Annotated in this window: 15 protein-coding genes; 13 read left to right on the top strand and 2 right to left on the bottom strand. The window is 36.6% G+C overall.

Translation table 11 applies throughout. The annotated features are described in order from the left end of the window. The first annotated feature begins 68 nt into the window (after positions 1–68). From PQ474_RS16790 to desB, 5 genes are all read left to right on the top strand, one after another. Positions 69–305, top strand: a complete 237-nt coding sequence (locus PQ474_RS16790; protein ID WP_273845631.1) for a hypothetical protein — start codon at positions 69–71, stop codon at positions 303–305. A gap of 8 nt (positions 306–313) precedes the next feature. Beyond that, positions 314–1,447: a GerAB/ArcD/ProY family transporter gene (locus tag PQ474_RS16785; protein WP_273845627.1), complete on the top strand. Its 1,134-nt coding sequence runs from the start codon at positions 314–316 to the stop codon at positions 1,445–1,447. Further along, positions 1,444–3,042: a spore germination protein gene (locus tag PQ474_RS16780; RefSeq protein WP_273845625.1), complete on the top strand. Its 1,599-nt coding sequence runs from the start codon at positions 1,444–1,446 to the stop codon at positions 3,040–3,042. The genes PQ474_RS16785 and PQ474_RS16780 overlap by 4 nt, the downstream gene beginning before the upstream one ends. Beyond that, the gene (locus PQ474_RS16775; protein WP_273845623.1) at positions 3,039–4,238 is read left to right on the top strand and encodes a Ger(x)C family spore germination protein; all 1,200 of its coding nucleotides are present in this window, start codon (positions 3,039–3,041) and stop codon (positions 4,236–4,238) included. Before PQ474_RS16780 ends, PQ474_RS16775 begins: the two co-directional genes overlap by 4 nt. A gap of 240 nt (positions 4,239–4,478) precedes the next feature. Beyond that, positions 4,479–5,597 (top strand): Delta(10) desaturase DesB, encoded by a 1,119-nt coding sequence (desB, locus tag PQ474_RS16770; RefSeq protein ID WP_273845621.1) that lies wholly within the window; start codon positions 4,479–4,481, stop codon positions 5,595–5,597. Between the two features lie 107 nt (positions 5,598–5,704). On the opposite strand, the gene PQ474_RS16765 is transcribed toward desB, so the two are convergent. Continuing rightward, a complete protein-coding gene (locus PQ474_RS16765) occupies positions 5,705–6,424 on the bottom strand; it encodes a 3-ketoacyl-ACP reductase (RefSeq protein ID WP_273845620.1) in 720 nt (239 codons plus the stop codon). Positions 6,425–6,702: 278 nt separating this feature from the next. Here PQ474_RS16765 and PQ474_RS16760 point away from each other — a divergent pair, with 278 nt between their 5' ends. Together PQ474_RS16760 and PQ474_RS16755 are read left to right on the top strand one after the other, a co-directional pair. Further along, a complete protein-coding gene (locus PQ474_RS16760) occupies positions 6,703–7,191 on the top strand; it encodes a hypothetical protein (RefSeq protein ID WP_273845618.1) in 489 nt (162 codons plus the stop codon). 216 nt (positions 7,192–7,407) lie between these two features. Further along, positions 7,408–8,475, top strand: coding sequence for a branched-chain amino acid aminotransferase (locus PQ474_RS16755; protein WP_273845614.1), 1,068 nt, complete (start codon positions 7,408–7,410; stop codon positions 8,473–8,475). Between the two features lie 101 nt (positions 8,476–8,576). Here PQ474_RS16755 and PQ474_RS16750 read toward each other — a convergent pair whose 3' ends face one another. Then, entirely contained in the window at positions 8,577–9,578 is a 1,002-nt protein-coding gene (locus PQ474_RS16750; RefSeq protein WP_273845612.1) for a DoxX family membrane protein, read from the bottom strand. 200 nt (positions 9,579–9,778) lie between these two features. On the opposite strand from PQ474_RS16750, the gene PQ474_RS16745 reads away from it, so the two are divergent. The 6 genes from PQ474_RS16745 (at position 9,779) to PQ474_RS16720 (ending at position 15,474) form a co-directional block, all read left to right on the top strand. Then, positions 9,779–10,627 carry a patatin-like phospholipase family protein gene (locus PQ474_RS16745; protein ID WP_273845611.1) on the top strand — a complete coding sequence of 283 codons (849 nt, stop codon included), beginning with the start codon at positions 9,779–9,781 and terminating at the stop codon, positions 10,625–10,627. 64 nt (positions 10,628–10,691) lie between these two features. Next, positions 10,692–12,056, top strand: coding sequence for an MFS transporter (locus PQ474_RS16740; protein WP_273845610.1), 1,365 nt, complete (start codon positions 10,692–10,694; stop codon positions 12,054–12,056). Positions 12,057–12,242: 186 nt separating this feature from the next. Next, the gene (locus tag PQ474_RS16735; protein WP_273845606.1) at positions 12,243–12,497 is read left to right on the top strand and encodes a sporulation protein; all 255 of its coding nucleotides are present in this window, start codon (positions 12,243–12,245) and stop codon (positions 12,495–12,497) included. Positions 12,498–12,625: 128 nt separating this feature from the next. Continuing rightward, positions 12,626–13,042 (top strand): CBS domain-containing protein, encoded by a 417-nt coding sequence (locus tag PQ474_RS16730; protein ID WP_273845603.1) that lies wholly within the window; start codon positions 12,626–12,628, stop codon positions 13,040–13,042. Positions 13,043–13,071: 29 nt separating this feature from the next. Then, complete coding sequence (locus tag PQ474_RS16725) at positions 13,072–13,329, top strand: YciI family protein (protein WP_273845601.1); 258 nt, start codon at positions 13,072–13,074, stop codon at positions 13,327–13,329. Positions 13,330–13,584: 255 nt separating this feature from the next. After that, positions 13,585–15,474, top strand: a complete 1,890-nt coding sequence (locus PQ474_RS16720; RefSeq protein WP_273845798.1) for an ATP-dependent DNA helicase — start codon at positions 13,585–13,587, stop codon at positions 15,472–15,474. Positions 15,475–15,517: the final 43 nt, after the last annotated feature.

Here is a 15,517-nt window from a genome sequence, read left to right as displayed (position 1 = left end):
TCCACATAATATAGCTTTTGTAGGAAACCCTTAAAAAGAGGATCATGGGTTAATTGAGGTGATTAGTAATGATTACGTTTGTGTATTTTCTCATCCTTGTATTAATGCTTCTGTTAATGAGTATGTTTGATGCCATTGTTTTTGACAGAACGTTTATTGAAGGAGTTCAAACAATCTATCCGTTTGAACTAGGTACAAGGAGGACGATCGTCAGTGTATGGATGATTATTGGTTTCCTAACAGCGATGTTTCTTGATTATAGAATAAAGAAAAAAGATAAACAGCAACCATCCATCAATAAGTGAGGCTAGAGATGAATACGATTGGAAATGAAAAAATATCGCTATGGCAATTATTTGTTCTAATCGTTATTTTTGCAATTGGAACAGCCGTTGTCGTAGGTACTGGAGAAGAGGCAAGACAAGATGTATGGATTGCAGGGGTCATTGCCGCTTTAATTGGTACGGCCATTATCTATAGTTATTTTTTATTAATCTCATATGCTGAACAGAGAAATCTATATGAAATGCTTGAATTCACATTAGGAAGAATGTTAGGAAGAGTTCTATGCATAGGGTATTGCCTCTATTTTCTTTATATTGCTTCACGTAATATTCGTGACTTTGGGGAGTTAATGAAAATAACGATATTACCTTTTACCCCTCTTGAGGTCATCGCAATCGCGATGATGATTGTGGTCATGTACACGGTTTATTTGGGAATTGAAGTGTTAGCAAGGGTGACTGAAATCATTTCCCCTTACATTGTAGGGATTTTATTTCTGATTGGAATTTTGTTGTTTATTAGTGATGAATTACGATTTGATCATTTGTTGCCAGTACTAGGAGATGGTTTTGGACCTGTGTTGCAAGCGGTTTTTCCAACTTTAATGACGTTTCCTTATGGAGAAGTGATTGTATTCACGGTCATTATGACAGCTACGACAAGGTTCTCACATGTCGGAAAAGTGGGAGTTGCTGCAATTGTACTAAGTGGCTTATTGATCTCTTATTCTAATATTATTCAAGTGACCGCGCTTGGTGTGGATTTGAAGATTCGGACACTTTTTCCGATGATGACAGCGGCAAGAGAGATTAGAATTATGGAATTTTTTGAACGAGTAGACATCCTTGTTGTTTTCATCTTAATGTGTGGGATTTTTATTAAAGTTAGTGTTTTTTTCTATGCAGGTCTTAAAGGGTTGGAATATGTGTTTCATATCCCTTATCGATTACTTATTATTCCGATGACAGCGTTGATCCCTTTCTTTGCCGTTGTGAATTCTAGTAACATCGTGGAGCATTTTGAAGAGGGACTCATCGTAGTCCCGTACATTTTACATCTTCCTTTACAGTTTGGAATTCCACTTGTTTTGTTTGCGATCTTATTCATAAAGAAAAAAATCGATAAATCGAGTAAGTCTACTTCTGGAGGGATTCAATCATGAAGGTCTTTAAACAGATCATCTCATCCATGAAAGTTGATTCCACGAATAACAAGACAACCCCTGAAGACTTGATTGCGGATATAGGTAAAGTTGAGATTTCAAAATCGATTGAAAAAAATGAAGAAACCTTCAATCAAATTTTTAAAAATAGCTTTGATTTCTATCAAGAAAGAGTGTACGTTGGCGATAAAGAAGGAATCATCCTTTATCTGAAGTCAATGGTCGATTTAGCAAAGATATCTGATTCAATTCGAACGACACTGGTGAAAGCTCATGAAGAAAAACGAACGATTGAGAACAAAACAGAACTGAAAGAATTCCAAAAGGAATATTTTTCTAGTTATGATGTGACAAATGTACAATACGAGCATGACGTAGTTTGGTATGTATTGTCTGGTTATACGGTTATCCTTGTAGGAGGTGAGACAGAAGGACTCGCCTTGCTTACGACGACATCAGAATCCCGGGGAGTTGAACAATCTCAGACTCAAACGATTATTCGTGGGCCCCAGGACAGCTTTACGGAATCTAAAGGAACCAACCTTAGTTTAATCAGGAGACGAATCAAAAATCCACATTTAAAGTGCGAAAAATTAAAAGTTGGTAAAGATACACAGACAGATGTTTGCATGGTTTACTTAGACCATATAGCAAGTAAAGAGATTGTGGATGAAGTTCGAACCAGAATCGAGAACGTGAAGGCGAATGCCATTATTGATTCAGGAAATCTTGAAGAGTTAATTTGTGACAAGGTCATTACCCCTTTTCCAATGATTTATCATACAGATCGCCCAGATACGGTCTCAGCAGATATTCTTGAAGGGAAGGTCGTTGTCATTGTTGATGGAAGTCCTTTCATTCTTGTCATGCCAGTCGTTTTTACTGACTTTTTTCAAGTAAGTGAAGATTATTATCAAGGATTTATGATGGCTTCGTTGCTAAGAATGTTGCGTTTTTTAGCTTTTTTACTGGCTTTACTTTTACCCTCGTTGTACATTGGCTTGACAACTTATCATCACCAACTGATCCCAACAGATCTGATTATTAGCATTCAAGCTCAAAGGGAGGGAGTACCCTTTCCTGCGGTCATTGAAATATTGTTAATGGAAGTTACTTTCGAAATCTTACGTGAAGCCGGTGTACGGATGCCACGTGTCGTCGGACAGACGGTATCAATTGTCGGTGCCCTTGTTATTGGACAAGCGGCTGTAGAAGCCGGAGTCGTTTCTCATTTTCTCGTCATTATTGTTGCTTTGACGGCCATGGCAGGCTTTGTATCCCCTGTGTATGCCTTTGCGAATGCAACGAGAATTTTAAGATTTGTATTGATTCTTATTACTGCTGTTCTCGGTTTATTTGGGACACTACTAGGCTTTTTAATGATTATTGCTCATCTAACCCATTTACGTTCGTTTGGAGTGCCGTATTTAACACCAATGGGTCCTTTCATTTTAGAAGATCAAAAAGATGTGATGGTTCGTCTGCCAATCCAATTTATGAAGCGAAGACCCAATTATTTGCATGCAAAAACGGATTTAAAACAGTCTCCATCTGATCCGTTACCAACAGCCAATAAGAAGGAGGAGAGTACATGAAAAACAGGTGTATAGCGCTTTTTTTTCTTCTTTTGCTTCTATTATCGTTAGCGGGGTGTTGGGATCGGAGAGAGTTGAATAACATTACAATTGTATCAGGGATGGCGATTGAGCAAGGTAAGGATGAGACGTTTACGTTAACGGTTGAAGCGATCAATGCTAGTGAATTAAACCCTGCTTTATCAGAAGGGTTGACGCCAACGATTACCTTTACATTAAATGGGGTAACAATGGGTGAACTACTAAATAAAATGAATGTAGGTGGAACGAGAGAACTGAATTTTTCTCACGCCCGTACACTAGTTATCGACGAGAAATTGGCAAGAGAAGAGGGTGTGAGTCGATTCTTGCAATTTTTAGAAAAAAGTGGTCAGTTCCGAAATGATTTTCAAATAGTGATTGCAAAGGATGTTAGTGCAAAAGATCTGATTACAACAACATATCCCATTCAAAAGGTTCCTTCAATGAAAATGTTCCAACAATTTGAAACGCTAAGAGAACAATGGGGAGGAGTGCCAGAAAGTACGTTAACTGAATTTGTTCTAAGTTTAACCTCACCAGGTAAACATCCGATCGTTGCAGCTGCAACAATTGAGGGAGACCCTCAGGAGGGAAAAGATGTTAATGATAATACGCAATTGGAACTTCCCGCAATTATTTCGTATGGAGGTTTAGCTTTATTTAAAAAAGATCGGCTTATTGGATATTTATCAGTGGAAGAAGCAAGGAACGTGATGTGGATTCGCGATCTTAATCAAACTACTGTCGCAGCACCTTGTGGAAAAGAAGGGTATTTTGCGTTAAGAGTCTTTAATTCTCATACAACTATTGATACGAAGTATGAGGGAGAGACTCCCAAAGTGGAAATTAAATTGGTTGTTGAAGGAGACGTCTTTGATAATCAGTGCGCTCGACCTCTTGATAGTACGGATACTTATATTAGTTATGAAGAGGCGATGGAGGATCACCTTGAATCAAAACTAACAAAGACAATTAAAACAGTAAAAGAAAATTATGGTATTGATATTTTTGGGTTTGGTGAAAAAATGAGCAAACAACATTATAAGAATTTCAAAGAGCATAAGGAAAATTGGGATGAACAATTTATGAAGGCAGATATTACTGTTGAAGCAAGCGTTTATATAAGAAGAGATGGGATGAGAACGAAAAGTTTCATAGAACAATTAGATGACTAAGGAAAAATAGAGACCATCAACTTTTATTAGATGATGATGTTTTATTATAAATCCATTGAAAATGGTAAAAAGGGTGACGAAAAAGTACCCTTTTTCAACTTTTTTAGCAATAATTTTTCATAATATGGTAAATCATAATGATGTACGAAGGCAGTTTACAATCGAGGTTGAAAATGGTAAGGTGAATTCGGATAATTTGTACAAGTTATTAAATTGTTTAATATTGAAAGGGGTTATTTTTTGAAAGAATTACATTCATTCGGGTGGTATGCTGCAAAACTTAAGCCTGATTTACCTAAAAAGGCATTTAACCCAGTACCTGAAAGATTATGGGGAGGGTTAGCTTATCTTTTGGTTACTGTGGCTGCATTAATGACTATAGGTATAGTGGACGTAAATCCATTCTTTTATATTCCGTTATCCTTGATAATTGGTGCCTGCTTTGCCGCTTTAGGTTTTTTAGGACATGAGATCTTACATGGCACAGTAGTCAGAACGCCTTGGCTACGTGATTTTTTAGGAGCTGTTGCTTTTTGGCCATTAAGTACAGGTCCAAAACTGTGGCGTAAATGGCACAATTTAACTCATCATGTACATACACAGCATGAAGAGCATGATCCAGATGCGTGGCCAACGTTAGATCGAATTATGAAGATCAGGTTGTTACGGTGGGTTTATCGGCTACCGCATCCTGTTCGAGCGTTTTTTAGTTTTTGTTCGTTATCTTTCCAGTTTTCCGTGCATTCATTAAACATGTTTGTCGTTTACTTGAAAGAATTTAATCCGAAAAAGCGTCCCGCTGTTTTTATGGAAGCGATATTACCGTGGGTGACTTGGATCGCATTACTTGTATGGGTGGGGCCTGTTAAGTGGATTTTTATGTTCTTAATTCCGTTATTAATTGCGAACTTAATTGTCATGGCGTATATCTCTACAAACCATCGCCTGAATCCAACAACTGAAATTAATGATCCTTTAGCTAACAGTTTGACGGTGACGGTTCCTAAGTGGGTCGATGTTTTACATTTTAACTTTTCTTACCACACCGAGCATCACTTATTTCCAGGAGTGAGTTCCAAATATTATCCGCTTGTAAAACAGTTAATCAAAGAACGTTGGCCTGAACGTTATCATGAAATGAGATTTGATAAAGCTCTAACGGCTCTTTGGCTAACACCAAGACCTTATTACAATAAGGAGTTAGTAGACCCGAACAATGGGAATAGTTTTGGTACTTTAGGTCACGGACTTGACCCAGATAATATTAAATCAAGTATATCAGAGAAGATGTATAATACAGAAACGTTAGTGTCGTTGATGACTGAAGGAAAAAAGCAAGAGCATGCGAAGGATCAATAAATAGAACGTTTTGTTGAATCTCCTTTGAATGGTTATCTAGATGTTGTTAAGAGTAAATAAAAAACAGTCATAGGGTAGATCTATAAGATCTCCTATGACTGTTTTTATTATGGATTCGTTGACCATAGGCCAGCAGATTTAATAAAGATACGTGGGTGTAATTTTAATTGGGCTACCATATATTCCGCTATGTCTTCAGGTTGCATAACTTTTTCTGGGTTCCCATCCGTTAAATTTTCTCTAAATGCAAGTTCTGTTGCGACCGTACTTGGTGTTAAGGCAGTTACTCGAATGTTATGTTTGCGAACTTCCAATGCGAGCGACTCAGTTAAACCAAGTAAGCCAAATTTTGAAGCACTATATGCGCTTGTAACGGGAGCTCCTTTTTGACCGGCAGTTGAGGAAATATTAATAATATCCCCACCTTTTTTTTCTATTAATTGAGGAAGAACGGACCGTGTTACATAATAAACACCCATTAAATTAATATCAATTATGTTTTTCCATTCCTCTGGTTCTAGTTCAAGAAATGATCCGAACTTACCGGTTCCAGCGTTGTTAATAAGAATATCAGCGGGTCCAAGCTTTGCTGATAGTTCCTTAATGGCTGACTCTACTTGCTCTAGTGATGAAACATCGGCCGTTGCGTAGGCAGCTTTGACTCCGAAAGCTTCGATTTCGTTTGCAACCTCTACTAAGTCAGACTCGGTTCGTGCTAAAAGTCCTACTTGTACACCTTCTTTTGCTAAAGCTACGGCTGTTGCTCTACCAATTCCTTTACCGGCTCCTGTAACATAAGCTACTTTTCCTTGCAATGATTGTGCCACGCAAAATTCCCCTCTCAATATGTAAGATAGGGTTGTATTTTACATAATTACAAATACGAAGTCAAAAAAATTGCTCGACGAGCAATTTGCGACAGTTTTTTTACGGTAGGCAAGTTATAATGATAGAGACAAAACACGGTTACTAGGACTTCAAGTAGAATTTTAACATTAATTACACAAAAAGAGTCGGGATTTTGGTACTATAGTAAAGGGAGATAATCTATCATTACTCATTCTCATTTTACTATGACATCTTAAGACAGTAAGGGGTTTTTGATTTGTTGAAGAAACGTACATATGAAAACGTAGAGTTAAGGAAGGCTATTGAAAATAGTGGGCTTGAATATAAGGATTTCATTGCGATGAGCCTTGAAAAAGTTCAGGTGAAGTCAAAGAAGAAAAGAATTAGACAAAAAGCTTTAAAAAAAGTGTTAACTAAAAACGAAGTGGCAAAAGAAATTTTATTGATGGGTCAAGGGAACCAAGAAAATAAAAAAATGAATAAACAAGAGCTGGCTGAAGAAAAAGGCACATCATTGTCTGTTCGTGGTTTACCGGTAACATTTCTTTTGAAACTAGGGAAAAAGTATCTGAAGGAAGAAGATGCTGTAAGATTTTATTATAATGCAGATAAAGAAGAGTTCTATAAGAACAAACAGTTGTTAGAAGATGTGGTCGAAACAGAATCGGTACACCTTGAACCGAGTGTCCTTGCAGCCTTTCATGAGGATATAAAAGTAGAATTAGATAAAAGAGCAAAAAAGTAAGAGAGCTATGAAAGAGTGATTAAGAAATCACTCTTTTTCTTTTTAGAAGATCAGAAAGTAAATTGGTAGTTACATTGCAGGCTTTTGTACGCTTCGCATGTTGTTTCTAAGTAAAGACGTTCAGCGGCGTTTTTCTTAAGTGCGATTGGATTTTCTTGTATTCTGCAGAAGAACTATTTACAATAATTACATATCAGTTACATAGGAGTGAAAGACATGACAAGAACGATTGAAGTAGTACATAGTACGAATAAGAAGCCAAAGCCGAATGCAGACAATATTGCATTTGGAAAATATTTTTCAGATCACATGTTTGTCATGGATTATTCTGAAGAGAAAGGCTGGTATGATCCTCGTATTGTTCCTTATGCTCCCATCACACTTGAGCCATCTGCGATGATTTTTCATTATGGACAAACTGTATTTGAAGGATTAAAAGCGTATCGAACACCTGATGACCGTATATTGTTGTTTAGACCTGAGAAAAATTTCCGAAGATTAAATCTATCAAGTGAGAGAATCAGCATTCCGGCTATTGACGAAGAATTGGCTTTAGTCGCTTTAAAGAAATTAATCGAAGTTGAAAAAGAGTGGGTCCCAGCTTTAGAAGGGAATTCTCTTTACATCAGACCATTTATTATTGCAACAGAGCCAAACATCAATCTGACTCCAGCGAATTCGTATCAATTTATGATGATCTTATCACCAGTAGGTTCCTATTACAAAGAAGGGATTAAACCTGTTGGTATCTATGTTGAAGACGAGTATACGAGAGCTGTTAAAGGTGGTACAGGTACAGCTAAGACTGCAGGGAACTATGCAGCGGCTTACAAAGCACAGGAACGGGCAACGGAAAAAGGCTATTCACAAGTTCTTTGGCTTGATGGGGTGGAAAAGAAGTTTATCGAAGAAGTAGGAAGTATGAATGTCTTCTTTAAAGTTAATGGTGAAGTCATTACACCCGAATTGAACGGAAGTATTTTAGAAGGCGTAACTCGCATGTCTATCATTGAACTATTAAAGGATTGGGGTGTCCCGGTTATTGAAAGACGAATTTCTCTAGAAGAAATTTATCAGGCATATGATCGAGGTGAGTTAGAAGAAGCCTTTGGTACAGGAACAGCTGCTGTTATTTCTCCTGTAGGTGAACTGAATTGGGGACAGCGGAATATGGTTATTAACAACCGAGAGATGGGTGAGTTATCTAGAAAGTTATATGACACACTAACAGGCATTCAAACAGGGAAGATAGAAGATCGATATAACTGGACTGTTGAAGTTTAATTAAAAAAATTCAAAAAGGCGTTTCTCATCCTTGAGAAGACGCCTTTTTGTGAGATTTAAAGATAGCAGAAGTTTTTTCTTCTTTTAAATTCAAAAAAAATTTAAGCAAAACGATAATAGATTAACAAAATCGTTGCCAAGACGAAAATGAAATTCAAGAACACAAAGATCATTTGATCAAAGATGGTTTTATGAATTTTGATAGGTGGTTTGTAAAAAGAGATTCCTTCAATTATGAAGATAATCAGAACGATATGGATCATAAAATGACCAACAACCTCAACCCATCCAAATAACATTGTCGTCATGACAAAAACTCCGGTTAATACGAACGAGAGAAGACGGTTTAATATTCCAACAATTAATAAATAACCGACTATGAATTCAATAAAAGCACTTAAAGAAACAAAGGTTTCTGGTGAAAAAAAGAAAGTTGGGACTTGGTGATTACTAACAATATCAACGGACATTTCAGGGTACACCCATTTTTCCACAGCGACCCAACAGAGGGATAGACCGGTAGCTAAATATAAGAATGGAAAACTCCACTTCTCATATTTTGTTTTTGTCATAAGCAAAACAAATATTATGGCAAGATAAAATGCATAGTCAAGCATGTGGAAAATTCCATAATCGAAAATCATAACACCAAATAAAGTTAATAAGACAAGAGCACCGATTTTTGTGGCATATGGGTTTGGAATTAGTAAACAGGCAATCGCAATCCAACTTAAAATCGTTAATAAAGTCGAATAATGACTTAATTCCGGTGCAAATAAAGCTCCTGTAAGAACTTGTAGAACCAGAGCAGCAGCTGTTCCATATTTTAAAATCAGTGTAGAGTAAGATCGATAGCTTTCTAACTTCATATCAATTTTCTTAAAAGGTCCCCAAGACATTAATTTTGGAAGTACTTGAGGAAGAATTGCTAAAATGATCGCAGAAAGTAAAGTAACAAATAAGAATTGCGGATTAATGATTTGCTCAATCGATTCTTTTTGTGGTTCTAACTCTGTGAACCATTTCACATGAGCATCTGCAAAAAATGGAGTAAATAGAATCCCTAAGACTAAAAATAATGATAGAAACAATTTTTTTCCCATATATATACACCTCTATATTCAATGTTTTTAACTTTGTTATATTGTTTTTCATATAATAGCATGAATAATAAACTTTGTGAAAGATGTAACAAAGTCTTTTTGAAATTAACCATGTATACGATCAAATTTTTGTCACAATTACAATTAGATGAGATAATAAGAATAAGAGAATGTAAGTGTGATTGAGAGAGGGAATCTATATGAATCAAGTTGGGTTGGTACTTGAAGGAGGAGGGATGAGAGGTCTCTATACAGCCGGGGTGTTGGAATTTTTTATGGAACATGAGTTGTATTTTCCATATGTAATTGGTGTTTCTGCCGGAGCTTGTATGGCTGCTTCTTATTTATCTCGACAAAAGGGGAGAAATAAAAGGGTCAATGTTGACCTGGTGAGTGACCCTAGATTTCTTTCTTTTCGAAATTTTATCGCAAGACGAGAGCTTTTTGGAATGGACTTTTTGTTTGACATGATTCCTAATCAAATGGTTCCATTTGATTATAATCGTTTTGAAAAAGAGAAAGGAAATTTTGTTGTTGTGACAACGGATTGCCAAACGGGTGAAGCTAGGTACTTTGAAAAGCAAGAACTTGGAAAGGATATTTTAAAAATATTGCGTGCGTCAAGTTCTCTTCCTTTCATAGCTCCAGTAGTTGAACACAACGGATTTACTTTATTAGATGGCGGAATTAGCGATCCGATTCCAATAAAAAAAGCTCAGCAAGAAGGCTATAGAAAAAATATTGTTGTGATGACAAAGGAAGAAGAGTACCGTTTACAGAAAAGTAAATGGTCAGGATTATTCCCGTTCCTTTGTAGGAAATATCCTAAAATAGCTCCACTTTTAGCACAAAGATATCGTCTATATAATGAAACCGTTGACTTTATTAAAGAAGGGATAAAGGAAGGTAATGTACTTTTGATTCAACCGAGTAAAGAGCTGGCTGTAAAAAGAATTGAGCGGAATCAACAGAAATTACAAGACCTTTATTCACTTGGATACAAAGATGCGAAGCAACAGTTTCAGCAAATACAACTTTTTTTGAAATGAAGTTACATAAACGAGCGTATATTGTTAGAGGAAATCAACTAACAACAGAAATCTGGTGTGAAAAATGTCAACAGAAGCAACTAGCCTTTCTAAGAAAAAAGAGTTCGTTCTTAAACATGAAAATAAAATTGTTCTTTTATGGAGCTTAACCGTATGGATGGTAGTCATGAATACGACTATGTTTAATGTAGCCCTCCCTACGGTTTCAAGTGATTTCTTTTTAACATCAGCAGATGCTTCATGGATTGTATCGGGCTATTCAATTGCGTTTGCAATAGCGACCGTTACCTATAGTCGGTTATCAGACTTCATCCCAATCAAGCGCCTCTTATTAATAGGTTTGACTTTACTCGGAGTGGCTTCAATAATTGGTTTGTTTGCCCATCAATACAGTTGGTTGCTTGTAGCAAGGGCTTTACAGGCTCTTGGTGCAGGTGCTGTTCCTGGTTTAGCGATGATTCTTGCTAGCCGCTATATCCCAATATCTAGGCGTGGGAGAGCTATGTCATTTATAGCCTCAGCAGCATCATTAGGATTTGGGTTAGGGCCGGTCATTGGAGGAGCCATTACTCAATATTTAGGATGGAATTATCTATTTGTTATTACGGGATTGATCATTTTGTTAGCCCCTATTTTTCTTAAATTGCTTCCAAATGAAGAAGTGAAAATGGTTAAATTTGATTTCATCGGAGCTGTTCTTACAGGTATTAGTGTAACAGGCTTATTGTTGTTCCTATCAACGCTGTCTATCTATTTTTTTATCGGGAGCCTGGTTAGTGTAATCTGGTTGTGGAAGCATATTAATAAAATTCAAATCCCTTTTATTCAACCAAGCTTAATGAGGAATCGTTCTTATGTAAAGTTGCAATTTGTAGCGTTCACAGCCTTTATCATTCACTTCTCCTCTTTGTTTTTAATGCCGATGATTCTTTCGGATGTTTTTAATAAGGGGCCGGCAGTTATTGGATTGATTATCTTTCCTGGTGCTATTCTTTCGGCAATCGTAGCTCCTCTTATTGGACGTATGATTGATCGATTTGGCAACAGACCTATTATCGTATTAGGTCATTTTTTTCTTTTGGTTGCATCAACCTTATTTGCCTTCTTTTCGAGTGTAACACCTTATGCGATTATGATTACTTATATGTTTATGAGTATAGGGTTTTCTGCTTTGACTTCAAGTACGTCTAATGAGGTAACCAGGTTATTACCAAGACAAGAGGTTGGAGCTGGGATGGGACTTGTTCAACTAATGCAATTTTTTGGAGGAGCGTTAGGCGTGGCGTTATCTGGGTTATTGCTAGTGTGGCAATCTGATTTATTACCAGCTGTCAGCTATCGCAATATTTTTCTTGGCTTTTCAGTTTTGTTAGTCTTTTCTTTGTTCTTATTTACCAGGGGAGATAAAAAAGGAAAAGAGAAGGAGTAAATTACTCCATTTAACTGGTGCAGTAAGGTTACGTTTAGAGAAGTTGGTTTGTTCCTTTTATTGAGCGTGTGCTGTCATTTAAATTGAAATTTATATCAGGATAGATGCGGAAGAAACATGAATTTTTTTCATAAAAAACCACATCCTAATAGAAGTCAGCAACCTCAAACAGAAAGGGTGACAAATTTGGATTCTAATTTAGGTTTTCTGCGCGAATCTCTTTCAAATCATATTGAGAATCATAAAATTTGCCAAAGAATTTATAACAAACTCGAGCAAAATAACTATGCTAATGAAGATGAGTTTGTTCGAGACCTTGAAGAAAATGAAGCAACGATTCTTAATTTAGTCCTTCAGTATGAACTGGATTATGCAAGAAATGAACAAGATGAAGAGCGTGTTCAGCAGTTAAACGGTGTATACGAACTGCTTTTAGTTTAAAAAAAGTGAGATGACTCAAGTATAAATTACCTGAGTCATCCCTTCTATTCAACAGTTTTTGGTAATTTTTCTTTTTTTCGAGTATAATAGATATTGAGATGAAACTGTTGTGAAAGGGAAGATCGTCTATGAATATCTCATTTTTTTTATTGCCAAAAGCAGAGGTTGCATACTTAGAACTTGAATCTACAATGAGACAAACTTTAGAGAAAATGGAACATCATAAATATTCAGCCGTTCCCATCATTGATCGGCATGGTAAATACATAGGTACTATAACGGAGGGGGATTTGCTTTGGCAAATCAAAAATACTCATTCCTTTTCTCTTGAGATGGCTGAACAAATTCAGTTAAAAGATATTAAAAGGCGAATGAAGAACATGCCCGTTCGGATAGATTCTGAGATGAAGGGCTTGCTCACTCTTGCCATATCCCAAAATTTTATTCCAGTTGTGGATGACCACGGTATTTTTATTGGCATCATCAGAAGAAGAGAAATTATTGAATATTATGCGAATTTAGTTGATAAAGGAAATGCAAGCTAATACACTAAAAGTAAAGGGAGAGATGAGTTATGGCATTTTTTGCAGCACTTTTATACATGAAAGATGAGGAGTTAAACGCAACCTATCGTCCAGATCACTTGGCTTATCTAGATGGCTTAGTAAAGGAAGGAAAAATCTTTGCAAAAGGTCCTTTTTTAGACGGAGCAGGTGGAATGGTTATTTATGAAACGGACTCATATGAAGAAGCACTTGAATTAGCTGAGAAGGATCCTTATGTTGTGAAAGGTGTTCGAAGCTTAAAATTACATGAATGGGGAAAAATGTAATTGAGATTGAATGGGTTAAAAAGGATTAGGTAAGAAACGAAAATAGGACTTATTACATACGTTTTTTCAAAAGGGATGACTTACAAGGGTCAATGCATGGACCTTTGTAAGTCATTCTCTTTTTCTTTTTTTGACAAATGACTAAATTTCTAAGATAATTACCTATTGATCTAGTTATGATACGGAGGCCTCAACTTGAACACTTATAATCGTTTACCGTTTACCTTTGACCCGAGTCAATCCTTCTTTGAGCAAATGAATGATTGGATTGGTGATGTTTTTTATGACCTATTACCCGATGCTGGGCTAGAGCTTAGAGATGAACAAATTTACATGGCATTTCAACTAGAAAAAGCATTTATCGATAAGAAAATTATGTTTGCTGAAGCTGGTGTCGGAACGGGGAAAACCATCGTTTACCTGTTGTATGCGATCTGCTATGCAAGATATACGAGAAAACCAGCTATAATTGCTTGTGCAGATGAATCATTAATTGAACAATTAGTGAAAAAAGATGGTGATATTGATAAATTATCACGCATTCTCGGTATCGACATTGATGCAAGATTAGCCAAGTCAAAGAGTCAATATCTTTGTTTACAAAAGCTCGATCAAGAACGGTCAAAAGATCAGTACGATGAGCTATTTGACGACATTTATTTTGATTTACCTCCTTTTGTAAATGGGAATCAAACACTGCAATCGTTCTATCATTATGGCAATCGCAAGGAATATCCGCACTTAAACGACGAAGAGTGGGGGAAAATTGGTTGGGATGCTTTTCAAGATTGCTTTGTCTGTGACCAGCGTCACCGGTGTGGTCAAACGCTATCACGTGATCATTATCGAAAATCAACGGACCTATTAATTTGTTCTCATGATTTTTACATGGAGCATGTGTGGACTTATGAATCAAGAAAACGCGAAGGGCAGCTGCCACTGTTACCTGAAGCTAGCACTGTTATTTTTGATGAAGGACATTTGCTTGAAGTAGCAGCACAAAAAGCCCTTACCTATCAATTACGTCATGATGTTGTTGAAGAATTATTAACACGTTTACTAGAAAATGATGTACGTGAAGAATTTGCCGTTCTCGTTGATGAGTTGATCTCACAAAGCCTACATTTTTCTTTCGTCTTGCGTGAGCATGCTAAGAAAGTGGAGGGCTCGAATCGAAGAGAGCTTGAATTAAGTTTAGTTCTTACTCAAGAAGCAAAAAGATTGGTTGAACTAATTGCAAGACTTGAGGATGAAATTGTTTTTGAGAGCGAAATGTATACGATTGATCAATACCAATTAAAAATTGTTGAAGAACATCTTGATATGATTCATCATGCCCTCAAGTTATTTGTCGCTCAAAATAATTTAATCACCTGGGTCGAAGAAGATGAAGTTGGTATAAAATTGGTTATCATGCCACGGTTAGTGGAAGAGGTTCTAAAAGAACAGGTCTTCAATAAAAAATTACCGTTTATCTTTACTTCAGCAACGCTATCAACGAACGGTTCCTTTAGTTATTTGGCTGGAAATCTTGGAATTGGAGGTTACCTATCATTTTCGGTCTCGTCTCCTTTTGAGTACCAAGAGCAGATGCAAATGTACGGACCTATGCTTAAGGGAAATGAGAACAAGCTGCAAGAAGCCAAAAAAGTCATAGAAGAAACAAATGGAAAAGCGCTTCTCTTATTTACAAGTGATGAAGAACTACGTACGTTCAAAGAAGAAGCGAAGAAAGATGTATTCTATCATAAATTTAATCTTCTTTTTGAAGGAGATCAAGAGGTAAGTCAATTAATCTCAACCTTCCAGGAGGATAAGGATTCTATTCTTTGTGCAGTAAGCTTATGGGAAGGACTAGACATTCCAGGAGAGTCTCTTTCCAATGTTATTATATGGTCTTTGCCATTTCCTCCTAATGATCCTGTGTTTGCAGCTAAGAGGAAATCAGCGGATGATGCTTTCTGGGATGTTGATGTACCTTATATGATGTTACGCTTACGCCAGGGAATCGGTCGTTTAATACGAACGCATCAAGATCATGGAATCGTTTCTATTTTTGATCATCGACTTTACCAGGACGAAAAATTAGTAAGGATGATTAAAGATATCTTACCTGACGGGGTAGAATTGCAAAAAGAACGCTAAGAATCTAGTTTACTTCTTCCTATTAAAGCGATAATCTAATAGG

Origin of the sequence: Halalkalibacter alkalisediminis, from assembly GCF_028610705.1 — a bacterium.
In the GTDB taxonomy this organism is placed as follows: Bacteria; Bacillota; Bacilli; order Bacillales; family Bacillaceae_D; genus Halalkalibacter; species Halalkalibacter alkalisediminis.
This window is presented reverse-complemented; position numbering and strand designations above follow the sequence as displayed.